General features: G+C 32.4%; 26 protein-coding genes. 2 read left to right on the top strand and 24 right to left on the bottom strand.

Annotated features, from left to right (window positions below; all coding sequences use genetic code 11):
• Positions 1–14: 14 nt before the first annotated feature.
• Genes rpiB through ACZ41D_RS13055 form a run of 3 tightly spaced genes read right to left on the bottom strand, consistent with a single transcriptional unit; the run spans position 15 to position 2,010 of the window.
• Positions 15–467, bottom strand: a complete 453-nt coding sequence (rpiB, locus tag ACZ41D_RS13045; RefSeq protein WP_464151851.1) for a ribose 5-phosphate isomerase B — start codon at positions 465–467, stop codon at positions 15–17.
• 14 nt (positions 468–481) lie between these two features.
• A complete protein-coding gene (locus ACZ41D_RS13050; RefSeq protein ID WP_464151852.1) occupies positions 482–958 on the bottom strand; it encodes a low molecular weight protein arginine phosphatase in 477 nt (158 codons plus the stop codon).
• Positions 955–2,010, bottom strand: a complete 1,056-nt coding sequence (locus ACZ41D_RS13055; RefSeq protein ID WP_464151853.1) for an L-threonylcarbamoyladenylate synthase — start codon at positions 2,008–2,010, stop codon at positions 955–957. The genes ACZ41D_RS13050 and ACZ41D_RS13055 overlap by 4 nt, the downstream gene beginning before the upstream one ends.
• A 129-nt stretch (positions 2,011–2,139) precedes the next feature.
• Between ACZ41D_RS13055 and ACZ41D_RS13060 the strand changes: the two genes are divergently transcribed.
• The gene (locus ACZ41D_RS13060) at positions 2,140–2,862 is read left to right on the top strand and encodes a ZIP family metal transporter (RefSeq protein ID WP_464151854.1); all 723 of its coding nucleotides are present in this window, start codon (positions 2,140–2,142) and stop codon (positions 2,860–2,862) included.
• On the opposite strand, the gene prfA is transcribed toward ACZ41D_RS13060, so the two are convergent.
• From prfA to ACZ41D_RS13085, 5 genes are all read right to left on the bottom strand, one after another.
• Positions 2,846–3,913: a peptide chain release factor 1 gene (prfA, locus tag ACZ41D_RS13065; RefSeq protein WP_464151855.1), complete on the bottom strand. Its 1,068-nt coding sequence runs from the start codon at positions 3,911–3,913 to the stop codon at positions 2,846–2,848. The genes ACZ41D_RS13060 and prfA overlap by 17 nt on opposite strands.
• 70 nt (positions 3,914–3,983) lie before the next feature.
• Positions 3,984–4,502 (bottom strand): chromate transporter, encoded by a 519-nt coding sequence (locus ACZ41D_RS13070; RefSeq protein WP_464151856.1) that lies wholly within the window; start codon positions 4,500–4,502, stop codon positions 3,984–3,986.
• 27 nt (positions 4,503–4,529) lie between these two features.
• The gene (locus ACZ41D_RS13075) at positions 4,530–5,072 is read right to left on the bottom strand and encodes a chromate transporter (protein WP_464151857.1); all 543 of its coding nucleotides are present in this window, start codon (positions 5,070–5,072) and stop codon (positions 4,530–4,532) included.
• 15 nt (positions 5,073–5,087) lie between these two features.
• Entirely contained in the window at positions 5,088–5,972 is an 885-nt protein-coding gene (prmC, locus tag ACZ41D_RS13080; RefSeq protein ID WP_464151858.1) for a peptide chain release factor N(5)-glutamine methyltransferase, read from the bottom strand.
• Positions 5,966–6,922 (bottom strand): DUF1385 domain-containing protein, encoded by a 957-nt coding sequence (locus tag ACZ41D_RS13085; RefSeq protein ID WP_464151859.1) that lies wholly within the window; start codon positions 6,920–6,922, stop codon positions 5,966–5,968. The genes prmC and ACZ41D_RS13085 overlap by 7 nt, the downstream gene beginning before the upstream one ends.
• Before the next feature lie 325 nt (positions 6,923–7,247).
• On the opposite strand from ACZ41D_RS13085, the gene ACZ41D_RS13090 reads away from it, so the two are divergent.
• Complete coding sequence (locus tag ACZ41D_RS13090) at positions 7,248–9,302, top strand: methyl-accepting chemotaxis protein (RefSeq protein ID WP_464151860.1); 2,055 nt, start codon at positions 7,248–7,250, stop codon at positions 9,300–9,302.
• A 67-nt stretch (positions 9,303–9,369) separates the two neighbouring features.
• Here ACZ41D_RS13090 and ACZ41D_RS13095 read toward each other — a convergent pair whose 3' ends face one another.
• From ACZ41D_RS13095 to ACZ41D_RS13170, 16 genes are all read right to left on the bottom strand, one after another.
• Positions 9,370–9,945 (bottom strand): thymidine kinase, encoded by a 576-nt coding sequence (locus ACZ41D_RS13095; protein WP_464151861.1) that lies wholly within the window; start codon positions 9,943–9,945, stop codon positions 9,370–9,372.
• 75 nt (positions 9,946–10,020) lie between these two features.
• A complete protein-coding gene (rpmE, locus tag ACZ41D_RS13100) occupies positions 10,021–10,221 on the bottom strand; it encodes a 50S ribosomal protein L31 (RefSeq protein WP_464151862.1) in 201 nt (66 codons plus the stop codon).
• Positions 10,222–10,360: 139 nt separating this feature from the next.
• The gene (gene rho / locus ACZ41D_RS13105; protein WP_464151863.1) at positions 10,361–11,737 is read right to left on the bottom strand and encodes a transcription termination factor Rho; all 1,377 of its coding nucleotides are present in this window, start codon (positions 11,735–11,737) and stop codon (positions 10,361–10,363) included.
• A gap of 195 nt (positions 11,738–11,932) precedes the next feature.
• The gene (glpX, locus tag ACZ41D_RS13110; protein ID WP_464151864.1) at positions 11,933–12,904 is read right to left on the bottom strand and encodes a class II fructose-bisphosphatase; all 972 of its coding nucleotides are present in this window, start codon (positions 12,902–12,904) and stop codon (positions 11,933–11,935) included.
• A gap of 166 nt (positions 12,905–13,070) precedes the next feature.
• Positions 13,071–14,072 (bottom strand): class II fructose-bisphosphatase, encoded by a 1,002-nt coding sequence (gene glpX / locus ACZ41D_RS13115; RefSeq protein ID WP_464151865.1) that lies wholly within the window; start codon positions 14,070–14,072, stop codon positions 13,071–13,073.
• A gap of 11 nt (positions 14,073–14,083) precedes the next feature.
• Positions 14,084–14,728: a fructose-6-phosphate aldolase gene (gene fsa, locus ACZ41D_RS13120; protein ID WP_464151866.1), complete on the bottom strand. Its 645-nt coding sequence runs from the start codon at positions 14,726–14,728 to the stop codon at positions 14,084–14,086.
• A gap of 20 nt (positions 14,729–14,748) precedes the next feature.
• Positions 14,749–15,606, bottom strand: coding sequence for a class II fructose-1,6-bisphosphate aldolase (locus tag ACZ41D_RS13125; protein ID WP_464151867.1), 858 nt, complete (start codon positions 15,604–15,606; stop codon positions 14,749–14,751).
• A 26-nt stretch (positions 15,607–15,632) separates the two neighbouring features.
• Positions 15,633–16,310, bottom strand: coding sequence for a hypothetical protein (locus tag ACZ41D_RS13130; RefSeq protein WP_464151868.1), 678 nt, complete (start codon positions 16,308–16,310; stop codon positions 15,633–15,635).
• Positions 16,311–16,416: 106 nt separating this feature from the next.
• Complete coding sequence (gene kce / locus ACZ41D_RS13135) at positions 16,417–17,235, bottom strand: 3-keto-5-aminohexanoate cleavage enzyme (RefSeq protein WP_464151869.1); 819 nt, start codon at positions 17,233–17,235, stop codon at positions 16,417–16,419.
• A gap of 13 nt (positions 17,236–17,248) precedes the next feature.
• On the bottom strand, positions 17,249–17,632 hold the full coding sequence (gene kal, locus ACZ41D_RS13140; RefSeq protein ID WP_464151870.1) for a 3-aminobutyryl-CoA ammonia lyase: 384 nt from the start codon (positions 17,630–17,632) through the stop codon (positions 17,249–17,251).
• Positions 17,633–17,948: 316 nt separating this feature from the next.
• Positions 17,949–18,311 (bottom strand): TetR/AcrR family transcriptional regulator C-terminal domain-containing protein, encoded by a 363-nt coding sequence (locus ACZ41D_RS13145; protein ID WP_464151871.1) that lies wholly within the window; start codon positions 18,309–18,311, stop codon positions 17,949–17,951.
• On the bottom strand, positions 18,289–18,531 hold the full coding sequence (locus ACZ41D_RS13150) for a TetR/AcrR family transcriptional regulator (protein WP_464151872.1): 243 nt from the start codon (positions 18,529–18,531) through the stop codon (positions 18,289–18,291). Before ACZ41D_RS13150 ends, ACZ41D_RS13145 begins: the two co-directional genes overlap by 23 nt.
• A 12-nt stretch (positions 18,532–18,543) precedes the next feature.
• Positions 18,544–20,109, bottom strand: coding sequence for an efflux RND transporter permease subunit (locus tag ACZ41D_RS13155; protein WP_464153148.1), 1,566 nt, complete (start codon positions 20,107–20,109; stop codon positions 18,544–18,546).
• Complete coding sequence (locus ACZ41D_RS13160; RefSeq protein WP_464151873.1) at positions 20,094–21,623, bottom strand: efflux RND transporter permease subunit; 1,530 nt, start codon at positions 21,621–21,623, stop codon at positions 20,094–20,096. Before ACZ41D_RS13160 ends, ACZ41D_RS13155 begins: the two co-directional genes overlap by 16 nt.
• Positions 21,623–22,756 (bottom strand): efflux RND transporter periplasmic adaptor subunit, encoded by a 1,134-nt coding sequence (locus ACZ41D_RS13165; protein ID WP_464151874.1) that lies wholly within the window; start codon positions 22,754–22,756, stop codon positions 21,623–21,625. The genes ACZ41D_RS13160 and ACZ41D_RS13165 overlap by 1 nt, the downstream gene beginning before the upstream one ends.
• A gap of 144 nt (positions 22,757–22,900) precedes the next feature.
• Positions 22,901–24,931 carry an EAL domain-containing protein gene (locus ACZ41D_RS13170; protein WP_464151875.1) on the bottom strand — a complete coding sequence of 677 codons (2,031 nt, stop codon included), beginning with the start codon at positions 24,929–24,931 and terminating at the stop codon, positions 22,901–22,903.
• Between the last annotated feature and the right edge of the window lie 4 nt (positions 24,932–24,935).

Raw genomic sequence — 24,935 nt, forward strand, 5'->3', positions numbered from 1 at the left:
AATAAAAACTCCCTTCATTCTTTTATATACTTTTTCTCTATATCAGCAATCTTATTTATTCTTCTTTCATGTCTACCGCCTTGAAATTCTGTATTCAGCCATATGTCAACAATCTCTATAGCTAAATCCCGTCCTAATACTCTACCACCTAAAGCCAACATATTTGCATTATTATGCTCTCTTGACATCTTAGCTGAATAGCAGTCACTACACAAAGCACATCTAATACCAGGCACCTTATTAGCAGATATTGATATGCCTATCCCTGTTCCACAACAAACTATTCCTCTGTCACACTCTCCATTAACAACTGCAATTGCTGCTTTATGAGCAAATTCAGGGTAATCTACTGATTCATAAGAATATGTCCCAAAATCTACATACTCTATATTTTTTTCATCAAGATATTTCTTAATATGTTCCTTTAATTCATATCCACCATGGTCACTGCCCAATGCAATCTTCACCTAAATCATCCTTTCTAATTACTTGAATTTTTTAGCTTATTGTCGATTATTTCTTTAAGTGCCTTGCTTATCTCTTCTGCAGTTTTTTCGTATACTTCTATAGACTGTCCATAAGGGTCAGTAATATCAAGAAAGTCTATTTTGTCATTATAAGCATATTCCTTTAATACGAATACTTTATTAGCTGATTCAGGGTATGTTTGAAGGATAATATCCTTGTGTCTTTTAGTCATAGTCAGGACTAAGTTAAAATCATTAATAATATCTTTATTTAACTGTCTAGCTCTATGTTTTGATATGTCTATCCCTCTTTTGTGCATCACATAAATAGCCTGTTCTGTAGCAGGCTGTCCTGGAAATGCAGCTATGCCGGCTGATTTTACATATATGTTATCAGCTATTCCTCTCTTTTCAAGCAAGTCCTTTAGTATACCTTCTGCCATAATACTACGACAAGTATTTCCTGTGCATACGAATAATATATTTCTCATCGTATCACCTCTCCACCTGCTGCCTTCTTCATCCTATTCATTATAGCTTTTCCTATACCTGTCTCTCCTATTCCTTCTGCAATAATTATATCTACCTTCAATTTATCAAAATGCCTTAAAGTGTCAAATAGCCCTGCTGCTATTGTCTTAGGAGCAGCTCTCTTTCCTACTACAAGTGTAGTAAATCCATCATATTTATTCTTGGTTTCTTCTGTAGCCATTATTCCAACCTTTAACCCATCTTTTTTGTATTCTTCTGCTAATTTGATTATTTTTCCAATGATATTATGCTGATCCCCCTGTACTATAATCATCCTTGCATTTGGCGAATAATGTTTATATTTTTGACCTGGTGCACGAGGTACCAAGTCTCCACTTATTCCCTCAATAGCTGGGTCATATTCTACATTAGGAAAAATTTCCAATAAATCTTCTAAGGTAATCCCACCAGGTCTTAATATCACCGGTACTTTCCCAGATACATCTAAAACTGTGGATTCTAAACCTACACCAGTAGGTCCACCGTCCAATATTATATCTATTTTCCCAAATAAATCTTCTACAACATGATCTGAATTAGTAGGACTTGGTTTACCAGATGTGTTTGCACTTGGAGCAGCAATAGGAAGATTCGAAAGCCTAATAAGATCTAAGGCTACTTTATGATTTGGCATTCTAATAGCTACCGTTGGTAGCCCTGCTGTAATTTTAGAAGGTATTTTGTCACTTTTATTAAACAATAACGTTAAAGGGCCAGGCCAAAATTTTTTCATTAGCTTTTCTGCATTATGAGGTATCTCTTTAACTAAAGGATAAAGTTGGCTGAGACTAGATATGTGTACTATTAAAGGGTTATCCTGTGGTCTTCCTTTAGCTATAAATATTTTCTCTACAGCTTTTTCATCGAGAGCATTTGCCCCTAGACCATAAACCGTCTCTGTAGGAAAAGCTACAGTACCTCCTGATCTTATGATTTCAGCAGCTATGGATAACTTTTCCTCTTTAGGATTATCCCTATCAACTTTTATTATTTGCGTTTCTTTTTTTATCATATGATTTCCCTTCTTAAACTATAATTATATAGAAAGTAGTTATTATGATAAACTTTCAACTATATATTATACCTTATTGAATTTTTGCGGTCTAGTATTTTCTCTTGTTTTTTTGTGGAGGTTAAAATTATGATTAAAATAGTATTAATTGGTAGTTTTGTTGGGATAATAGGAACAGGCCTTGGAGGGATACTGGCTGTAACTATTATAAAACCTGATTCTAATTTCCTCGGCATAACATTAGGAGGAGCTAGCGGTATTATGCTTGCTATTGTAACTTTTGACCTTCTACCAGAATCTTTTAAGTTAGGAGGAACTTTGGCAGGAATAATTGGAACAGTTTTAGGTATAGTAATAATAATGTTTGTTGAGGATATAGTAAATAAATTCTTAAATATAGGAAATAAAAATAATTTTTTTATAACAGGAATTCTTTTAAGTATAGGTATAGCTATGCATAACCTACCTGAAGGTTTAGCAATAGGATCAGGATTTATGGTAACAGAAAAAATGGGGTTAACTATGGCATTAGTAATAGCACTTCACAATCTTCCCGAGGGAGTAGCTATGGCTACACCGTATAGAATAAGTGGATATCCTAGATTAAAAGTTCTTTTAATTACTATTTTTTGTGGACTACCTACAGGAATAGGAGCTTTTATAGGTGCATTGCTTGGAAGTATATCTAGTTTTTTTATCGCCATATGTTTATCTCTCGCAGGAGGAACTATGTTATACATAATTTGTGATGAGCTTATACCAAAAGCGAAAGCCCTTCAGCAAGGAAGGGCTTCAACACTAGGTTTAACTGTTGGATTTATAATAGGAATGATAATTATCCGATATTTTTAAGTTTTTCAGCTTGATCGCTTGTAATCAAAGCATCAATCATATCATTTATATCACCATCTAAGAATGCCTCAAGTTTATAAACAGTAAGGTTTATTCTATGATCAGTAATTCTTCCCTGTGGAAAGTTATAAGTTCTAATTCTTTCACTTCTATCTCCTGTACCTACTTGACTCTTTCTTGCTTCAGCTACTTCTGCATTTTGCTCTGAACGATACTTATCATATAGCCTAGCCTTTAGTATCTTAAAAGCTTTATCTTTGTTTTTAAGCTGAGATTTTTCATCTTGACATGATACTACTATTCCTGTAGGTATATGAGTAAGCCTTACTGCAGAATCAGTAGTATTAACACTCTGCCCACCATTACCTGATGAACGGAAAACATCAACCCTTACATCGTTTGGATTGATTTCAATATCAATATCATCTACTTCTGGCAATACTGCAACAGTAGCAGTAGATGTGTGTATTCTTCCACTTGATTCAGTAGTAGGTACTCTCTGTACTCTGTGAACTCCACTTTCATATTTTAGTTTACTGTATGCACCTTTACCCTTTATCATAAATATAATTTCCTTAAATCCTCCGACACCTTGTGGGTTAGAGCTCATAATTTCAATCTTCCAACCTTGTCTTTCAGCAAATCTTGAGTACATTCTAAATAAATCACCAGCAAATAGACCTGCTTCGTCTCCTCCTGCTCCACCACGAATTTCTACTATAACATTCTTTTCATCATTAGGGTCCTTAGGTATAAGAAGCATCTTTAACTCTTTTTCAAGCTTATTTTGCTTCTCTGTAAGCTCTTCTATTTCTTCTTTAACTAATTCCTTAAAATCATCTTCAAGTTTTTCTTTTAGCATGCTCTTTGATTCATTTAATTGCTTTACTACATCGTTATATTCACGATATTTCATTACTATTGGCTCAAGTTCCGAATGCTCTTTTACTAATTTTTGCCATTCAGTTCTGTTGCTAATTATTTCTGGATCACTTATTTTCTTACTCAAATCATTGTATTTATTTTCTAAAAAGTCAAGTTTTTCCAACATAGTTTTCACCTCATAAATATAGAGTTTCCAAATTTATATTATATCATATGTAATTTCCTTTAGCAAAATATTAGAACAATATTACACCAAGAACTCCTGCTAATACAACAGCTAGTATTGGGTGAAGCTTTTTATAAGTTAAAAGTAAAAATATCCCTACGCTTATTAATATACTTTTTAAATCAACATAAGTATCCATAGCCACTGCTACTCCAGCTGAGGCTATTAATCCAAGAACAACAGGTCTAATCCCCTTAAATGCCCATATTACGTATGGTGAATCTTTAAATTTATTAAAAAAATGTACTATTGTAAGCATTATAATAAATGAAGGAAATACAACTGCAATAGTCGCAATAACAGAACCTAACACTCCTCCCACTTTATAACCTAAAAATGTAGCACTATTTATTGCTATAGGACCTGGTGTCATCTGTGAAATAGCTATAACATCAATAAATTCCTGCCCTGTAAGCCATCCATGTATATCTATGATTTCTTCCTGTATTAGCGGAAGCATAGCATATCCTCCACCAAAGCTAAATGCTCCTATTTTAAAAAAAGATAAGAAAAGCTTTAAATATATCATATTATCTCTCCTATTCCGTATAACCTATTACACATCATCATTTAACTTTCTCTTGTAATAAACTATAGCACCTATACCTCCTGCCAAAATCACTATTATAGGGCTTAAATTCAAAAATATTACTGCTGCTAAAGCTGCTATTGAAATCATCAAAGTATTTATCTTTACTTTAGATTTTTTCCCTAATTTATATACCGACGATAAAATAAGTGCAGCAACAGCTGGTCTTATTCCCATGAATACTTTATCCACAATAGGATTATCTCTAAACTGATAAAAAAACACTGCTACCAATAATATGATTAAAAAGGAAGGCAATATTGTTCCTAATGTGCATATTAAAGAACCTATAAACCCTCTGAGTTTATAACCAATAAAAATAGACGTATTAACTGACACAGGTCCTGGTGAAGACTGTGCTACAGCTATAGCATCTAAAAACTCTTCACTAGTTACCCATTTATTCTTCTCTACAACTTCTTCTTCTATGAGAGGAAGCATAGCATATCCTCCTCCAAAAGTAAATGCACCTATCTTAAAAAAAGTAATAAATAGTTTAAAAAGATTCATAACATCTCTCCTAACTCAATTTCTCACACCAGTTACCACTCTGTCATGTCCTGACAAATCTTTAAGTATACTTATATTCTCAAAACTTTTCTCATTGCTAATAAGTTTCTTTACTTTTTCTCCTTGGTCATATCCTATTTCTAAGGCCAAAAATCCACCAGATATAAGATATTCCTTTGCCTTTGGTATAATTTTCCTGTAAAAATAAAGACCATCCTTGCCTCCATCTAATGCAGTAATAGGTTCAAAAATTGAAACTTCTTTTTGAAGAAATGGTATATCATCAGTAGGAATATATGGAGGATTAGATACTACAATATCAATTTTCCCCTTTAAATTTAAACCTTCTAGTGGTTCAAACATATCCCCATTCAACAAAACTACTCGTTCGTTAAGATTTAATTTATTCCTATTTTTTTCAGCAAATTTTAAAGCTATTTTACTAATATCTACAGTATATACAATTGCCTTTTTAATATAATATGCTAAACTTACAGCTACAGCACCACTACCTGTTCCTATATCTATAATTCTTATAATTTCATTATTATCAATATATTTTTCAGCCCAATTTATTACACTTTCAACTAGAATCTCTGTATCTGGTCTAGGAACAAGCACACCTTCTCCTACATAGAAATCAATTCCCATAAATTCCTGTTTTCCTACTATGTACTGAAGTGGATAACCTTGTTTTCTTTTGTTAACCAACTGAAAATATTTTGAAGCATCACTTTCACTTACCATTTTATCTTTATATGTATAAAGGTATACCTTGTCTACCCCTAAAATATAAGATAAAATAAGTTGTGCTTCAAGAAGAGGATTAGAAAATTCCCATTCTTGAAGCATAACCATACCTTTCTTAATAATATCTTCTATAGTAAAAGTATCTACCACCGATCAGCCTCCTTATCCTCAACCAAAACAGCCTTTAAAGATGCAATCCCTACTTCTATTTGCGAATCATCAGGCTCTCTTGTAGTAGCAAATTTCTGAAGCATAAGTCCTGGGTAGGACAAAATATATGCAATCCTGCTATCACTTCTACCAATAATCTTATTAATCTCATAAGATATACCAGCAATTACTGGAAGCAGTACAATTCTAAGCAAAAACCTAACTAAAGGATTAGGCCAGCCAAATACTGAAAATACTAATATACTTATTATCATAACCATAAATAAGAAACTAGTCCCACATCTTGGGTGCAATCTAGGATATTTCTTAACATTTTCCACTGTAAGCTCTTCCTCATGCTCATAACAATGTATAGTTTTATGCTCTGCTCCGTGATATTCAAACACCCTTTGAATATCTTTCATTCTAGATATGGATACTAAATATAATAAAAATACTATTATCCTTATTAAACCTTCGATAAGATTTAATAAAATTGAACTGCTTATCTTTTTCTTTAAGAGATTTGTCAAGAAAGTTGGCCCTATCATAAATACAACAACAGCTATAACTAAAGAGAGAAAAACAGAGAAATATATCGCTACAGTTTCCGCTTTATCTTTGAATATTTTTTCAAAAAATTTATCAAACTTAGTAGGTTCTACTTCTTCTTCATCGTAAAATTCAGCAGAATACATCAAAGATTTAATCCCTATTATCATAGCTTCTATTAATCCAATAAATCCTCTTATAAATGGTAATCTTAATACTTTGTGCCTAGTTGAAGGTGTATTTATAGGATCTTTCTTTATCTCTATCTCACCATCAGGTTTCCTTACTGCAATCCCTATATCTTTAGGGCCCTTCATCATAACCCCTTCAATAAGAGCTTGCCCTCCAATACTCGTTATATGTTTAGGTTTTCTATCTATATCTTTTATTTTAGTCATAATTTATACCTACTCTCTTTTCTCAATATGTTCTACAAATATTATTATATAGTATTAAATAATCTATAACAACAATTTTTAAAAGAATATGAAAACTACACCTAATATAATAAAAAATTCATATATCAATGACTTTTTGATGACATTTCCCTACAAAATTTTACAAATACCCATTTTTATTGTAAAATATTATATAATAATGAAATCTTATACCATTTTATCAACAAAATATTAAATATCTATTATATGATGTAGTTATTATTTTCTAAAATTTAAGCACACGTTCCTAATATCCAAATTCATAGGGAGGAGGGAAAATAGTATTTTGAACGGCCATGCATCTAAAAGTACAACAAAAATACAAAAAAATAAAAATAATAAAACGGGAATGAGTATAGGAAATAAAATACTGATTGTCATAATAGTTATAATATTGTTATTGAGCACATCGCTAGGATATAAATCTTATGATATAGCTTCTAAAGCACTACTTAGTCAAATAGAAAAACAACTTCCTGAAAAAGCAGAAGATGCGACTAAAATAATTGAATCGAGATTAAAGTCTGAATTTATTATCCTTGAAAAAATAGCAGACAAAGAACTCATAAAAAACCCTAATTTCCCATGGGAAGAAAAAAGAATATCTTTAATTTCAGAAGCAAATAAAAATAATTTCGTGAGAATGGGAATAATTGATACTCAAGGAAATTTAAAGTATACTAATGGGTATACATATAATGTAGCCGAAAAAGATTTTTTTAAAACTGCTCTAAAAGGCGAAAATTCTGTATCTGACCCTATACAAAATGAGTCAAATAATATGATGGAAATAATTTTTGCAACCCCTATAGAATACAATGGAGCCATTACGGGAGTTTTAGTATCTGTTCACAGCGGATTAGAATTAAATTCTATAACTAATGATATTACACTAGGTTCAACTGGTAAAGCATACTTAATTAATAAAGAGGGAAATATTATAGCACATAACGATGTTGAATTAATAATAAACAAAACTAATATAATAGAAATGTCTAAAGATGACCCTTCTTTAACAGCTTTAGCAAATCTTGAAAAGGAAATGATAGCAGGGAAAAAAGGAGTAGGAGAATATATACAAAATGGTGAAGAAAAATATTTAGGTTATGCACCAGTTAAAAGTACTGGGTGGTCTGTAGGTATAACAATATCAAAAAATGAACTATTGGAAGATTTAAACTACTTAAAACTAAAGATTTTTATTTATACTATAATAGCATTAGTAGTCGGAATTATTATATCTCTATTTATAAAAATGATTATAACAAAACCTATACATGCAGTGACAAAAAGAACCCAAGAAATTGCTAATTTAAATATTGAAAACGATTTACCTCAAAAATTTTTGAAAAGAAAAGATGAATTTGGAGTTATGGCTAATTCTTTTCAAGCCTTAATAGACAATCTGCGAGGTTTCTTAAAGGTTATTAATAACTCATCGGAACAGCTATCAGCTTCTTCTGAAGAACTAACAGCCACTTCACAGCAATCAGCTTCAGCATCCCAAAACATAGCTCATTCTTCTACAGAAGTAGCTCAAAGTTCTAATAACCAATTAAAAGAAATAATGAATGTTTCTTCATCAATGCAGCAAGTATTTTCAAACATTAAAGACATATCAAATGCTGTTGAAGATATAAAAAATTTGAGCAATGACACTTTAAGTAAGGCAATATCTGGTAAAGACGAAATGGCTACTCTCATATCTCAAATGGAAAATATAGATAATAGTACAAAAGAAGTTGAACATTCCTTAGATAATATTACTGAAAGTTCTAAGAAAATGTTTGAAATAATAAATATAATTAAAACAATAGCCGAACAAACCAATCTTCTAGCATTAAATGCTGCTATAGAAGCTGCAAGAGCTGGAGAACATGGTAAAGGCTTTTCTGTAGTAGCAGAAGAAGTGAGAAAACTAGCTGAACAATCTCAAGAAGCTGCCGAAGAAATAAACAACATTATTCATTCTAATAATACCAAAATAAAAACAGCTAATGCCACAATGAAAGAAGAATTAAATCAAGTAAAACAAGGAATAAGTACAGCTGATAAAACCATGAATATATTTATCGAAATAACTAATCTTATAGATAATGTAAACGATAAAATAATTAATACTTCTAAAGCATTTGAACAAGTATCTAAAGCTATAAATGATGTAGAAAAATCTACAGAAAACATGAAAGAAGTAAGTAAATCTGTATCAGGAGAAATTCAAAATATATCTGCAGCTACAGAGCAGCAAACAGCATCCATGGAAGAAATAGCTTCAGCAAGTGAAAATCTATCGCAACTTGCTGTAGAACTTCAAAATTTAATAAGGAAGTTTAAATTATAAGCGAAATGAGGACATTTTTCTTATCATAAGAAAAAATGTCCTCACATATTTTTTATTATCTTTATCATTAACGTGGAACTTCGTGATGTTGTCTGCATCTTGCTTCATAACTTTCTTGAGCCCCTACTAAAATAGTTGGATCTGAATAATTAGCAGGTTTCCCATTTATAAGTCTCTGAGTTCTAGTTGCCGGTGCACCACATTTAACGCATATAGCAGTTAATTTATCTACAAATTCAGCTATAGCTAAAAGCCTTGGAGTAGGTCCAAAAGGTTCTCCCCTAAAATCCATATCTAGTCCTGCTGCTATCACTCTCAACCCTTTATCCGCCAATTCTCTACATACATTTACAATACCTTCATCAAGAAACTGAACTTCATCTACAGCAACAACTTTTGTATCTTCCTCTAAATATTTATGTATATCACTTGAAGAACTTATGTTATAGGCTTTAATCTTATCTCCACTATGTGAAACTACTTCCTCAATAGAATAGCGATCGTCTATAGCAGGTTTAAATACTTGAATTTTTTGTCGTGCTATTTGAGCCCTTCTTATCCTTCTAATCAACTCTTCACTTTTACCACTGTACATAGGTCCTACAATTATTTCAATCCATCCATGATTATTTGGTCTATACATGAAGTGTCCCCCTTACTTTAAACACAGTACAAAAATAAAGGTTAGAAGCTTTTAGCTACTAACCTATAACCCTAATTAATCCATCCCATATTTTTTCTTGAACTTTTCTACACGTCCACCCTTATCAACAAATTTTTGACGTCCAGTGAAGAATGGATGGCATTCTGAACAGATTTCTACTCTAATTTCATCTTTAACTGAACCTGTTTCAAATGTATTTCCACATGCACAACGAACTATAGCCTTTTTAAACTCTGGATGAATACCCTTTTTCATCAATATCACCTCTCTTATAAGCTTTCTTTAATAGGTTTAAGCCTAATATTATCATAAATAAAATCTATATTTTACTTCGACTTTTCAACTCATACATTATAGCATACCATAAGTTATATTTCAAGAAATTATTAAAATATTACATCCAAACCTTATTTCTTACCTTTTCTATAAATTCATCATTAGATTTAGTTTGAATTAGTAAATCGATAAGTGTTTCCGTTACTTCTGAAATTGAAACACTACTCAAAGCTTTTCTAATACCCCATATAGTTTCTAACTCTTTTTGACTTAATAAAAGTTCTTCCCTTCTAGTTCCTGATTTATTTATGTTTATAGCAGGGAATATTCTCTTTTCTGAAAGTTTTCGATCTAAATGTACTTCCATGTTTCCTGTCCCTTTAAATTCCTCAAAAATAACATCGTCCATCCTACTACCTGTTTCAATAAGAGCTGTAGCTAATATAGTTAAACTACCACCATTTTCTATATTTCTTGCTGCTCCGAAAAACCTCTTTGGTTTATGCAATGCTCCAGGATCTAGTCCTCCTGAAAGGGTTCTGCCAGTTGCCGGTATAGTTAAGTTATATGCTCTTGCAAGCCTTGTTATACTATCCAATAGTATAATTACATCTTTACCATGCTCAACAAGCCTTTTTGCCCTCTCTAAAACCATTTCAGCTACCTTTATATGATGCTTTGGTAATTCATCAAATGTCGAATAAACAACATCCCCTTTAACAGACCTCTTCATATCTGTTACTTCCTCAGGCCTTTCATCAATTAATAATACAATTAAATCCATTTCAGGATGATTTTGAGAAATGCTGTTAGCAATTTTTTTTAGAAGGATAGTTTTCCCAGCCTTTGGAGGTGCAACTATCATACCCCTTTGACCTTTTCCTATAGGAGCTATTAAATCTATTATTCTTGTAGACAGTTCATTAGGGCTTGTTTCAAGAACTAACTTTTCATCTGGGTAAATAGGAGTTAATGTATCAAATTCTGGCCTATTAATTGCTGTTTCAGGATCTTCATCATTAACTTTCTTTACATAAAGCAATGCTTTGTATTTTTCTCCTGATTTAGGTGGTCTTGTTATTCCATACAATTTGTCTCCTGTTTTAAGCCTAAATCTTCGTATCTGAGAAGGAGAGACATATATATCTTCATCTCCTGACAAGTAATTATCACACCTCATAAATCCATACCCATCAGTATGTATTTCTAAAATACCCTCTGCTACATTTATGTCATTACTTTGTTCTATTTCTTCAGTTATTTTATTAGGCAAATCTTCTGAGTACACTTGTTCTATAACTTCAATAGCATTATCTTCTTTATATTCTTCCTTAATATTTTCCATTATCAGCTCTATCAATTCACTTTTTTTATATTTAGTACAGCTTTTTATACCTATATTTTTAGCTATAACTCTCAGCTCGTCTAATTTTTTATCTTTTAGACTTTTTTCGTTCAAATCTTCACCTCCAAAGAATTTAAAATAAACTTTCATGAGGAATTTTTATTGTAAAATAACTAGCAAAATCTAGCAAAGTATCTATCTATATTCACCAATTTAACTAGTTAAAATGGGGAACTCAAGGATAAATTAAAATCTACTTCATTGGAGAATAAGAAAAGTATAATAGAAAGGTTTTATCATTGATATATTATCACGTTAATAATATATAGTCAACACGAAAATATATTATTTCGCATATTCAGGTTTTTTATCAAGTTTATGTATAGATTCAATAAACCTTATAGTACCTGTTTTACTTCTAGTAACCATTGAATGTGTCCTAGCAGTATTATTTTCATAATATACAACACCTTTAAGCAATTCTCCGTCTGAAATTCCAGTAGCTGCAAATAATATCTCATTACCTTTGGCTAAATCCTCCATTGTAAGTACTTTATCTATATTCCCTATACCCATTTTTATGCATCTTTCTCTTTCCTCATCTGTATATGGTATAAGCTTACCCTGAAATTCTCCTCCCATACATTTTAAAGCTGCTGCAGCAATGACTCCTTCAGGTGCACCTCCTATACCTAGTAGTATATCCACACCTGAGTGTTCAAAACATGTTGCAATGGCTGCTGCTACGTCACCATCACCAAAAAGCTTTATTCGTGCTCCTGCATTTCTAACTCTGCTTATGAGTTCTTCATGCCTAGGCCTATCGAGCATAGTAACTGTTACATCAGATATATCTTTGTTCAGTGCTTCTGCTACAGAATTTAGATTTTCCTCAACAGATGCATTTATATTTATCTTACCAGCAGCTTTTGGCCCTACAGCTATTTTATCCATATACATATCTGGTGCATGTAAAAGGCAGCCTCTAGGTGCAACAGCCACTACTGATATAGCATTAGGTAAACCTTTAGCAACTGCTGTAGTACCATCTAAAGGATCAACTGCTATATCTACCTTAGGACACCCTTCTACTGCCTTACCTATATGCTCACCTATGTATAGCATTGGAGCTTCATCCATTTCTCCCTCTCCTATAACTACAACTCCATCAATCATTAATGTATCAAACATATTCCTCATTCCATCTACAGCTGCTTGGTCAGCTTTAATTTTATCTCCTCTTCCTAAATGTTTAGCACTTTCTAATGCAGCTGCCTCTGTTACTCTCACAAGGTTTATAGCAAGATTTCTATCCATTTTATATTCCCCCTAATTTAATGTATAAAAACATCATATTATTTATAAATAACCATTTATTATTAAAATTAGTATATATCATTTAAATTATTAATGTCAATTAGTATAACATAAATGCAAAGCCAAGGGTCAAGCTTTTATAGCCTGACCCTATTAAAACTACCTATTATTTTTTATCATGCTTTTTCATAAGTTCTACTAATATCTCATTTTTATCTAATCTATGTCTAGCTTCTACAAATCTGATAGTACCTGTCTTACACCTCATAACTACTGAATGGGTTCTAGCCCAATTGCTTCCGTGAAAAACTACACCTTTCAAAAGTTCCCCATCTGTTATACCAGTAGCCGAAAAGAATATGTCGTCACCTTTTGCAAGGTCATCGATAGTCAATAATCTATTTATATCTGATTCTGTCCAGCCTAATTCTGAACATCTCTCCATTTCTTCGTCACTCATAGGATTAAGCCTTCCTTGAAATTGACCACCCATACATTTTAATGCAGAAGCAGCGAGAACTCCTTCAGGAGCTCCACCTATCCCCATAAATACATCAACTCCTGTATCTTCAAAACCAGTAGCTATTGCTGCAGCTACATCGCCCTCACCAAAGAGCTTTATTCTTGCACCTACTCTCCTTATTTCACGTATCATATCATAATGCCTTGGTCTGTCCTGTATTATAACAGTTAAATCAGATATATTTTTATTGAGAGCTTTAGCAACGTTCAACAGATTTTCTTCAATAGGTGCATCCAAATTAATTACGTCTGCTGCTCTTGGACCTACAGCAATTTTTTTCATGTAAGTGTCTGGTGCATTAAGTAAGCAGCCTTTTGGTGCCATAGCTATAACAGAAATAGCATTTAGCAACCCTTTAGCTACCAATGTAGTACCTTCTACTGGATCAACTGCTATATCTACATTTGGTGCTCCTTTTGTATCCACGCCAACATTCTCTCCTATATGAAGCATAGGAGCTTCATCAAGTTCTCCTTCTCCTATTACAACAGTACCATTTACATTTACTAGATTAAAAGACATCCTCATAGCATCTACAGCTGCCTGGTCAGCACCTTCCTTGTCACCTCTACCCATGTACTTAGCAGAAACCAGCGCAGCTATTTCTGTAACTCTAACTAGAGATATTGATAAGTTTCTATCCATTAAAAGACCTCCTATTTACTGACCCCTTCCCAATCCTTTAAAAATCTTTCTATTCCTTTATCTGTCATAGGGTGCTTAATCATAGCCTTAAATACCTTATATGGTACTGTAGCTATGTGAGCCCCTAACTTAGCAGCTTCTATAACGTGAATTGGATGTCTGATACTTGCAGCAATAATTTCTGTGTCTATTCCATGCATGTCAAATATCTGCACAATATCGCTAATTATATTCATTCCTTCATTACCTATATCATCCATCCTGCCTACAAATGGACTTACATAACTAGCTCCTGCCTTTGCAGCTAGTAAAGCTTGGCTTGGTGAAAAAACAAGAGTTACATTAGTTTTTATCCCCATACTAGATAAAATCTTTACTGCCTTCAAACCTTCGTCAGTCATAGGTATTTTTATGACTATATTTTTATGAATTTTAGATAGTTCTTTAGCTTCTTTAACCATACCATCAGATTTGAGGCTTATTACCTCTGCACTTATAGGTCCATCCACTATAGAAGTAATCTCTTTTATAACTTGTTTGAAATCTCTTCCCTCTTTAGCAATAAGAGATGGATTAGTTGTAACTCCACATATTACTCCCCAATCGTTAATTTCTTTTATCTCATCAATATTAGCTGTATCAATAAAAAATTTCATATAATCGCTCCTTTTATAAATTATTTCCACGCTTTACCTACAGAACCAAACATCTTCATCTTTTCTGCTATAACTTTTTTCATTTCTTTCTTTGCAGGACCTATAATTTTCCTTGGATCATATACATCTGGATTTTCTTCTATAAACTTTTTAACTGCCCTATGGAAAGCCATACGAATATCTGTATCTATATTTATCTTATTTATTCCAAGGCTAACAGCTTTCCTTATACTTTCCTCAGGAACTCCAGATGAACCATGGAGTACTAAAGGCATATTTAATCTTTCCTTAATGACCTTAATCCTATCAAAATCAAGCTTTGGTTCACCTTTATAAGGTCCATGAGCTGTACCTACAGCAATAGCAAGAGAATCAACTCCAGTTTTATTTACAAATTCTACTGCTTCATCAGGGTCAGTAAATGTAGCTTCCCTTTCAGAAACGTGAACATCGTCTTCTGTTCCCCCTATTTTCCCTAATTCTGCTTCTACCGAAACATCTACTGCATGAGCAAGTTCAACGATTTTTTTTGTAACATTTATATTGCTCTCAAAATCGTATTTTGAACCGTCTATCATAACAGAAGTAAATCCATTTCTTATGCATTTCATTATCTGCACAAAATCTGTACCATGGTCCAAGTGAATAACTACAGGCACAGAAGCATTTCTAGCTGCTACTTTTGCCATTTCAGCAATATATTCAACACCAGCATATTTTAAACCGCCCTGACTTGCTTGGAGTATAACTGGTGATTGAGTTTCTTCTGCAGCTTCTATAATAGCTTGAACTATCTCCATGTTATTTACATTAAAAGCACCTACAGCATAATTGTTTTTATGTGCATGCATAAGCACATCTTTGCCAGTAACTAACATCGTAAAACCTCCTTAAAATAATATAATTATTCATCAGTTTTCTTGTACTCCATACCTTTAGAACTATTATTTTGGTTTATAGCGTCTATACATACAAACCCATGCTTGTGCATAATAATTTTATCTTTAGCCATCAAAGCATGTAAATCTTCATCAGTTTCTGCATATATCATTTGTATACTGTCGCATTTTGAACATCTTAGTTCTATTCTGTCAGGAAAAATTTGAACTTTTATCTCATCACCACCACAGTCACAAGATATATTGCCTTCACTGCATAATTCTTTAATACGGTTTAAACACGCAGCCATTATATCATAGTTAACAAAATAATCATAGAACTCTAGCTCACTAATTATATCTTCAAAATCTTTTTCACTTCTCTCTACTAGTTTTTCTACATCATTATTATTCCCTATAATACATATTTCCATGCCTTCTATACATCTAAAAACTTTATTTCCATTAATAATATTTTTCAATGTATATTTAAAGGTATGAATATCCTGACATGCATAACAGTGTACCTCTATCCAAAAGGATTTAAAATCCCTAGTTTTAATCACACCATTCAAATTTCCACAAGTACATTTAAACTCCAATCTTTTGGTATTAGACATTTCAAATATATTAAATTTGTGTATAATAAACTTACCACATTTATCACATCTAATTGCAAATGCCCTATCTCCATTGACTAACACTTAAAGCACCTCCTTATACAATATCATTATTCAACATAAAATAATTAATTCCTGCAAAAAAATAAAGGTAACCAAAAGTTTCGGTTACCTTATAATACCATGTTATTTACTTTTTATTTATGCCAAGTATCTCTCTAGCTTCATCTGGAGTAGCTACCTCTCTACCAAGTTCTCTTGAAAGTCTTGCTATTCTTTCTACTAATTGAGCATTGGATTTTGCTAGTTCTCCCTTTTTGTAATAAATATTATCTTCAAATCCTACTCTTACATGACCACCTAATACTATAGCTACTGTAGCAAGTGAAAGCTCATATCTTCCTATACCAGCAACAGTCCAAGTTGAACCCTTTGGTATACTTTCAACCATATACAGTAAATCTCTTACATCACCTGTTATAGCTCCTGGTACACCCATAACAAAATCAAAATGGAGGGGTTCACTTAAAAGACCTTTTTTTAATAAAAGGAGTGCATTATTGATCATACCTCTTTCAAATACTTCAAGTTCGGGTTTTACACCAAGCTCTTGCATTCTCTTAGCAAACTTTTCCATATATTCTTGTGTATTCATGAATACATCTCTGCCAAAATTACATGTACCACAGCTTAGTGTAGCCATTTCTGGCTTTAATTCTACAGGCTGTAGCCTTTCTTCTGGGCTATGCCATGTGGCTCCACCTGTAGAAGGCTGAAATATTACTGGACATTTAGCTTCTACTTTTTCTTTTATAGCCTTGTATACTTCATAAGATTGAGTTGGAGTTCCGTCGTCTTTCCTTGCGTGAACATGTATCATAGACGCTCCTGCCTTGTACGCTTCATAAGCAGCCTCTGCAATTTCATCTGGAGTAATAGGAAGATTAGGTTGCTGCTCTCTTGTAACCTCTGCTCCAGTTAATGCAGCGGTAATGATAAGTTTTTCCATTTTTGTTCCTCCTTTATTTCCTTTGTTTATCTTTTGGTACTACACAAGTACCTACCGCTCTACACACTACTACAGGCTCATCTAGTACATCACATGCTGATTCATTTATATCAGGCCTCGATGTTATAACCTTTCTCGCTTCAAATTTCATCTTTCTTGATGTATTCCCTACCTTTATGATCTCCCCTACGGCCTCTATGTAATCTCCTGCATATACTGGTGCCTTAAACTCTACTTCTTCATATCCTGCAAAAAGTCCCTCGTCTCCATCATTTCTAATTAGTAATTCTGTTGCTACATCTCCAAATAGTTGAAGCATCTTTGCTCCATCTACTAGATTTCCACCATAATGAGCGTCATGCATACTCATTCTCATTCTTATCATCGCTTTTTCCATAAAATAAGCCTCCTTTATCTGTTTAAGATAAAAAATTGTATAATTGCTACAGATGAAAAACTTTGCAAGTTATAAATTTTTATTATAACTAAATTATACTATATTTTATATAAAAAACAACGTTTTCCCTTTGGATATTATAAGAATTCAAGTCTTAAAATTAAGGAAATTGCATAATTGCTATGAAATGAAATATTTCTTATGCAATTTCCTCATTAAAAAAGGTCTATGAAATATAAAGTTTTACTTCTCCCGTGTTTTAGCACATTTAGGGTAAGATATTTTGGTTGTGCTTAATTTGTGCTTAAATAATAAATTAGTTTGCTTTAAATCCATTGTATAATGTATATATAATACTTTCTGGCTTTACATTTGATGGTTTTATTTTATCTAAATATACTTTCTTTGTATAATATTGATTTATTCCCCCAATAATACATAACGCAGACCCTTCTACATCTAAGTCAGCCCTAAATTCTCCTGAATCTATTCCTTTTCTTATGACATCTTCAATAGTCTTAAATAACTCTTTTCTAATCTCTACCATCCAGATTTTCATTTCCTTAGAAAGAATATTTGATTGAGATATCATAGAGTGTGCTAAGTCAATATGTTCACCTAGAAAAATACCATGATATCTTGAAATATCTATGAGTTTATTTATAATTTTTTTCCTCACTTTTAGCTATTTTACTTATTTGTTTTTCATATTGAGTCAAGCTCTTTTTAATCATCTCTTGGAATAGTTCCTTCTTACTATCAAAATATTCGTAAATAGTACCTTTGCCTACTCCAGCTTCCTTTGCTATGTCTTCAATTTTAGCCTTATGATATCCATGCTCTGCAAATATCTTTGCCGAAGCCTTTATAATCTCTACTTTACGATCCTCCTTAGCCATGTTTCTCTCCTCCTATGCTACTCGAGTAAACTTTCTCTTTATAAAACTTGCTAAGTCATCAATGAAAGTATACATAACAGGTATAAATATCAATGTGAGCAAAGTTGAAAGTATAAGTCCACAAATAACTACTATAGCCATAGGTGCCTGAATTTCAGATCCTTCTCCTTTGCCTATAGCAAGTGGAAGAAGACCTAAAATAGTTGTTAAAGCAGTCATCATTATAGGCCTTAATCTTATAGGACCCGCTTTAATAATTGCATCATTTCTTTCCATTCCACTTCTTCTTAATGTATTAATATAATCTACTAACACTATTGCATTATTAACAACTATACCAGTTAATATTATAGCTCCAATTATTCCGGGTACGCTTAAAGGTTTTCTAGTCATAACCAAACCGAGAACACCCCCTGAATAAGCTAGTGGAACTGAAAGCATAATAGTTAATGGATGCAATAAAGATTCAAACTGTGATGCTAATATCATAAATACTAAAACTACTGCAAGAATCAACGCCAAAGATAAATCTTCAAAAGCTTCTTCAAGTTGTTTATTTTGACCTCCAACGGTATATTCGTAACCTTGAGGCATTTGGTAATCATTAAGTTTAGCTAATATATCATTGGATACACTTTGCAAATCTCTACCTATAATCTGGCTAGTAACACTTACAGTCCTTACCTGTCCCTGTCTATTAATTACTGTAGGTCCTCTTTCTATTACTACATCTGCAACCTGGCTAAGAGGTACGCTTACACCTAGTGGGGTATCTATAGTTGCAAGTTTTAGATTAGATATGCTTTCACTTAAAATTTCATCACCTTTAATAACTATATCTATCTCATCACCGTTATATTTGTATCTAGATGCAGTTATTCCAGATATAGCTCCTTTTATAGAGGAAGCAATCTGACCAGCTGTCAAACCATATTTTGACGCATTCTCTCTGTTTATTCTTATCTGTACCTCAGGTACACCTTCACTAATACTTGTTTTAACCTCTCTAGTGCCCTCTACTGATTCAATAATGTCTTTAAAATCATATGATATTGCCTTTAGTTCTTCTAAATCGTCACCTTTTATACTTATGTTAATTGGGTCTCCTCCTAGTCCCATCATAGTATTAGAAGTTACACTTACTTCTATTTTTGCCCCAGGTATATCTTTTACCATATCCCTTACTTGGTCAGCAATTTCACTGGCACTTCTATCTCTCTCGTCTAATCCTTTAAGTACAACTGTAACTGATCCTTTATTTGCACCTCCAGTGCTAAATGAAACTGCATTTCCGGAACCAACTAAAGAGAAGATAGTTTCAATTTCTTCTATTCCTTCTAATTTTTCTTCTACTTCATCTACTATTTCACTCGTATTATTAAGTTCTGCTCCTTCAGGAAGCTCTATGTTTATAACAAATTGTCCTTCATCAATAGCAGGGAAAAACTCTGCACCTACAGTTACAATAGAAGCCATGCTAACAATAAATACTGACAATGCAATAGCAACTGTTGATTTTCTATGTGATAAAACCCAAGATAATATTTTCTTATATCTGTCATCTATTTTTGAAAAGATATTTCAAAGACATTATTGACCTTTGACCTTTTCTTTTCCTTATTCTCCAGTTTTAATATCTGAGAAGAAAGCATTGGTATCAAAGTTAAGGATACAAATAAAGACACTGCAAGGGATAAAGTAACAGTCATTGCTAATTCCTTAAAAATAGTAGATGTTATACCTTCTACAAATACTATAGGCAAGAATACTGCAATAGTTGTCAAAGTAGATGCTGTAACAGCCATGCTCACCTCAGAAGCTCCTGAAATTGCTGCTTCTGTTTTAGAATATCCTTCTTCTCTAAATCTGTATATATTTTCTAAAACAACTATTGAATTATCAACAAGCATACCTACTCCTAATGCAAGCCCTCCTAAAGTCATAAGATTCAATGTGATATCGCTGAAGTACAACAATATAAATGTCGCTATTATAGATATTGGTATTGATGTGCCTATTATAAACGTAGTACGAATATTTCTTAAGAATAAGTACAATATCACAACAGCAAGAATAGCTCCTATAATAGCACTTTGAAATACATTTTTTACTGCTAATTTAATGTAATCTGATTGGTCCATTACAACATTTATGTTTAAGGAAGGATATTCATTTCTCAATTTTTCTATCTCATCGCTTACCTTTTCTGCTACTTTTACAGTGTTCATACCTGATTGTTTTTGGATAGAGATGTTTATACTTTCTATACCATTTGTTTTAGATATTGTTGATAAGTCTTCGTGAGATAACTTTACTTCTGCTACATCCCTAAGATATATTATTCCTCCTGTAGGTAGCGATAATGGAAGATTTCTTATTTCATCTAGTGATTTAAATTCTCCTACAGTTCTTATAGAAAGTTTTTGCTGTCCTTTTTTTACCTGCCCTCCCGGCAAGTTTAAGTTTTCATACCCAATAATTTGTGCCAACTGACTTAATGTCATACCATAACTTTTAAGTTTTTCCTGATTAACATTTATCTCTACTTGATTGTTATATCCTCCTGATATATCTACTGAAGCTACTCCATCAAGTCTCTCTAGCCTTGGCTTTATAGTTTCTTCTGCTATAGCTTGCAAGCTAGCTAAATCTTTGCTTCCTGACAATGACAGCTGTACTATAGGGAGTGCATTAGGGTCTATTTTAAGTACCATAGGTTCTGAAGCATCATCTGGTAAAAATCCCTTTATCATATCTATCTTTTCTCTCATCTCTAAAGATGCAAAATCCATATCTACGCCAAAATTAAATTCTGCTACTACAATAGAGTTGCCCTCTGATGATATGGAAGTAATATTTTTAATATCATTTACTGTTGCTAAGGCTTCTTCCACAGGTTGAGTTATCAGCTTTTCAATCTCTTGTGGCCCTACGCCTGAATATGATGTAGATACTATGGCAACTGGCACTTCTATCTTAGGCAATAAATCTATAGGTAGTCTTGAAAGAGATACACTACCAAGTAATATGATTATAAATGTTATCATTAATACAGTTACTGGTCTTTTAACTGACATTTTTGATAGGTTCATTAATTACCACCTCTTACTACCTTTACTTTTGCACCATTTTCTACATAATTCTGCCCTTTTATTATTATTTTTTCACCGTCTTTAATACCTTCTACGATCTCAGCATATGTCCCTGTATCAAGTCCTACTATAACATTTCTTTCTACTGCTTTATTATCCTCTACAACATATACCACAGTTTCTTCTCCCTTTTGCACAATGGCTTCGCTTCTTACAGCTATCACATCTTCTCTAGTATCTATACTTGTCTTAACCTGAGCAAACATACCAGATTTAATCAAGTGATTTTCATTTGGTATGTATATCCTTACAGGATATAGTTGGGTTCTCGCATCTGCTGAAGGACTTATACTGTCCACCTTACCTATATATTTTTCATCAGACACTGAAGGTATAATTACCTCAACCTCTTGGTTGGGCAATATTTTATTTACCATATTTTCTGCAACATTAAGCTCTACATATACCCTGTCTAAATCCACAATGGTTATAGCAGGCTGTGTATTTGATGCCATTTCACCAGCTTCTACATTTACACTTGATATTATTCCATCACAAGGGGAAGTCACTATAGTATTATCTAATGCTTCTTTGGCTTGGTTGTACGCCAATTCCGCTTGATTTAGCTGTATTTGAGCACCCTCTAATGCTTTGTCTGAAGCTGCCAATTGAGCTTGCTCATATTGAGCCTTAGATATAGCTCCTTCATTATATAACTTCTCTGTTCTTTCTAAATTAGCTTTTGCATTTTCCATTTTCTCTTTGGTAAGTTCATAACTAGTTTTAGCACCATCTAAGGCGACCTTAGCTTGGTCTACCTGTTTTTGTATATCCTCCTTGTCTAATGTAAAAAGAATACTTCCTTTAGTAACCTTATCTCCAACTGAAACTCTTACATCTGTAACCTTACCAATAACCTTAGGAAATACCATTATATCCTTATCAGGGAAAATTTTCCCACTAAATATTACCTCATCTTTTAAAGTTCTTATACTTGCATTTTCAACCTCTACTGGTACATAATTTTCATCTGCTTTTTTTTCATTAATATCTTCTTGTTGATTAGTACATCCTATTAATAAAGTTCCTATTAAAACTAATGTTAAAATCAAAAGTAAATACTTTTTTACCATTTACAATCCTCCTTTTATTTGAGAAAATTGCATAATTGCTGCCATTCAAATTTAGCAAAGTATAAATTTTAAAATACTGTTTTCAAAACTGACTGGTCGGTCAACATATTTTATTTTAATCCTCCTATCTACAAAAGTCAAGGGTTAAAAAAGTTTTTCTACTTCTCCTGGAGGCAATGGTTTGCTATAATAATAACCTTGTATTATATCGCAGCCTTCTTCTACAAGAAAGTCACGTTGCTCTTTTTTTTCTACACCTTCAGCTGTTATCTTTAGCTTCAAATTTTTACCTAAAGCTATAACAGATGAAATAATAGCTCCGTTTATCGAATTTATATTTATATTATCTATAAATGATTTATCAATTTTTAAATTATCTACAGCAAAAGTTTTAAGGTAACTTAAAGAAGAATGCCCTGTACCAAAATCATCTATAGCTATACTTATACCAATTTTCCTTAATTCATTTAAAATCTGTACAGTATATTTAACATCTGAAGCAGCAATAGTCTCTGTAATCTCTAATTGTAAGTAATTTGGAGATAATCCCGTTTCTTTAAGTATACTTTTTACTTTAGATACAAAATCTTTCTGTTTAAATTGAAGCATAGATATATTTACTGAAACATATATTGGCTCATATCCTGCATCTTGCCACATTTTGTTTTGCATACAAGCTTTATAAAGTATCCACTCTCCAAGTTCAACTATAAGACCATTCTCCTCTGCTAATGGTATAAATTTACCCGGAGATATAAATCCAAGTTTAGGATGTATCCACCTTACCAGTGCCTCAACACCTTCAACTTTTTCACTTATTACATTTATTAATGGTTGATAATATAACACAAACTCCTCATTTTTAATAGCATCATGCATATCTTTATCAAGTTTAAGCTGATCTGTCAACGCTTCATTCATTTTTGCTTCATAAAATTGATACCTATCTCCTCCCATTTTTTTTGCTCTATGCATAGCAACGTTAGCATTTTTAAGCAAATCACCTTGGTCAGTAGGGTAAAAGGCTATTCCAATACTTGCAGTTATATAAAATACATTGTTTTCTATTTTAAATGGTTTCCTGATTTCATCAATTGCTTCCCTAACTATACCTATTACGTATCTTACTCTAGTTACTTCTGTTATTAGTATAGCAAATTCATCTCCACCAATGCGTGCAATCAATGCCTCTTTAGGTAATATTGATTTAACTCTTTTGACAAACTCTTTTAATAACTCATCTCCTACTATATATCCAAATGTGTCATTTATATTAGCAAATTTATCAATACCAATAGAAATTACACTGAATATTTCACCATTATTCTTAGCATGAAATTCTGCTAAATTTATCTGCCTTTTAAAAGCTGTGAGGTTAAGAATATTAGTCAATACATCATTATAAGTCATATGGTTAATAATATCCATCATTTTATTAAAACTTTTACTTGCCTCTCCAATTTCATCATTGGATAAAACTTCTGCCCTTACTGTAAGGTCACCTTCTGCCCCTTTGTTAAACACTTCTTTTAGTTGTATTATTGGTTTTGAAATTTTTTTAGCTATAAAAAGTGCAAGAAAATACGAAAATATTATTCCTCCTAATCCAATGAGAATAAGTTTATTTCTAGCCTTTTTAATGGGATATGACTGGTATTCTGAAGGTATATAAGTTATTATCCTCCATCCGTCTACACAGGAAATATTTCTAAAATAATATAAATCTTCATTTATGTTTATGTCAGTAATATCTTGTCCACAATATATTTTTCCATTACATAAAATACCACTAATAGTCTGTATATCATTATCAGCAAATGAAAAATTAGTGTCTTTTTGCATTATTAAATCTTTATTTGGATGAGCAATTATTATTCCTTGTTTATCAACTATGTAAGAATAAGAATTATCATTTCCTACTTTAAATTCACTTATGTACTCACTTAACATATTCAAATCAAAAGCAGCAGAAAAAATTCCAACTATATTTTCTAAATCATCTCTGATGGGAGCCGAAATTGTTAAAATATATTCACCGGTAGATTTTGAAATGATTGGTTCTGAAACATATGTTTCGCCTGTTAAAACTTTATGAAAATATTCACGGTCTGATATATTTCCTGCATTTCTCATCAACGTAGTATTATAATCCCCTTGTGTATCCGCTATAAACATAAAC

It is taken from the genome of Brassicibacter thermophilus, from assembly GCF_055378355.1.

What these genes read in the sequence shown, in the direction of transcription:
- ACZ41D_RS13150 (WP_464151872.1), bottom strand. Translation starts at nt 18,531, where the DNA reads ATGGCTAAGGAGGATCGTAAAGTAGAGATTATAAAGGCTTCGGCAAAG.
- ACZ41D_RS13125 (WP_464151867.1), bottom strand. Translation starts at nt 15,606, where the DNA reads ATGTTAGTTACTGGCAAAGATGTGCTTATGCATGCACATAAAAACAAT.
- kal (WP_464151870.1), bottom strand. Translation starts at nt 17,632, where the DNA reads ATGGAAAAAGCGATGATAAGAATGAGAATGAGTATGCATGACGCTCAT.
- ACZ41D_RS13165 (WP_464151874.1), bottom strand. Translation starts at nt 22,756, where the DNA reads ATGGTAAAAAAGTATTTACTTTTGATTTTAACATTAGTTTTAATAGGA.
- ACZ41D_RS13170 (WP_464151875.1), bottom strand. Translation starts at nt 24,931, where the DNA reads ATGTTTATAGCGGATACACAAGGGGATTATAATACTACGTTGATGAGA.
- ACZ41D_RS13160 (WP_464151873.1), bottom strand. Translation starts at nt 21,623, where the DNA reads ATGAACCTATCAAAAATGTCAGTTAAAAGACCAGTAACTGTATTAATG.
- glpX (WP_464151865.1), bottom strand. Translation starts at nt 14,072, where the DNA reads ATGGATAGAAACTTATCAATATCTCTAGTTAGAGTTACAGAAATAGCT.
- prfA (WP_464151855.1), bottom strand. Translation starts at nt 3,913, where the DNA reads ATGTTGGAAAAACTTGACTTTTTAGAAAATAAATACAATGATTTGAGT.
- kce (WP_464151869.1), bottom strand. Translation starts at nt 17,235, where the DNA reads ATGGAAAAACTTATCATTACCGCTGCATTAACTGGAGCAGAGGTTACA.
- rpmE (WP_464151862.1), bottom strand. Translation starts at nt 10,221, where the DNA reads ATGAAAAAGGGTATTCATCCAGAGTTTAAAAAGGCTATAGTTCGTTGT.
- ACZ41D_RS13085 (WP_464151859.1), bottom strand. Translation starts at nt 6,922, where the DNA reads ATGACTAAAATAAAAGATATAGATAGAAAACCTAAACATATAACGAGT.
- ACZ41D_RS13055 (WP_464151853.1), bottom strand. Translation starts at nt 2,010, where the DNA reads ATGATAAAAAAAGAAACGCAAATAATAAAAGTTGATAGGGATAATCCT.
- ACZ41D_RS13095 (WP_464151861.1), bottom strand. Translation starts at nt 9,945, where the DNA reads ATGTATAGACCAAATAATCATGGATGGATTGAAATAATTGTAGGACCT.
- ACZ41D_RS13075 (WP_464151857.1), bottom strand. Translation starts at nt 5,072, where the DNA reads ATGAATCTTTTTAAACTATTTATTACTTTTTTTAAGATAGGTGCATTT.
- rho (WP_464151863.1), bottom strand. Translation starts at nt 11,737, where the DNA reads ATGAAAGTTTATTTTAAATTCTTTGGAGGTGAAGATTTGAACGAAAAA.
- ACZ41D_RS13060 (WP_464151854.1), top strand. Translation starts at nt 2,140, where the DNA reads ATGATTAAAATAGTATTAATTGGTAGTTTTGTTGGGATAATAGGAACA.
- fsa (WP_464151866.1), bottom strand. Translation starts at nt 14,728, where the DNA reads ATGAAATTTTTTATTGATACAGCTAATATTGATGAGATAAAAGAAATT.
- glpX (WP_464151864.1), bottom strand. Translation starts at nt 12,904, where the DNA reads ATGGATAGAAATCTTGCTATAAACCTTGTGAGAGTAACAGAGGCAGCT.
- ACZ41D_RS13070 (WP_464151856.1), bottom strand. Translation starts at nt 4,502, where the DNA reads ATGATATATTTAAAGCTTTTCTTATCTTTTTTTAAAATAGGAGCATTT.
- ACZ41D_RS13050 (WP_464151852.1), bottom strand. Translation starts at nt 958, where the DNA reads ATGAGAAATATATTATTCGTATGCACAGGAAATACTTGTCGTAGTATT.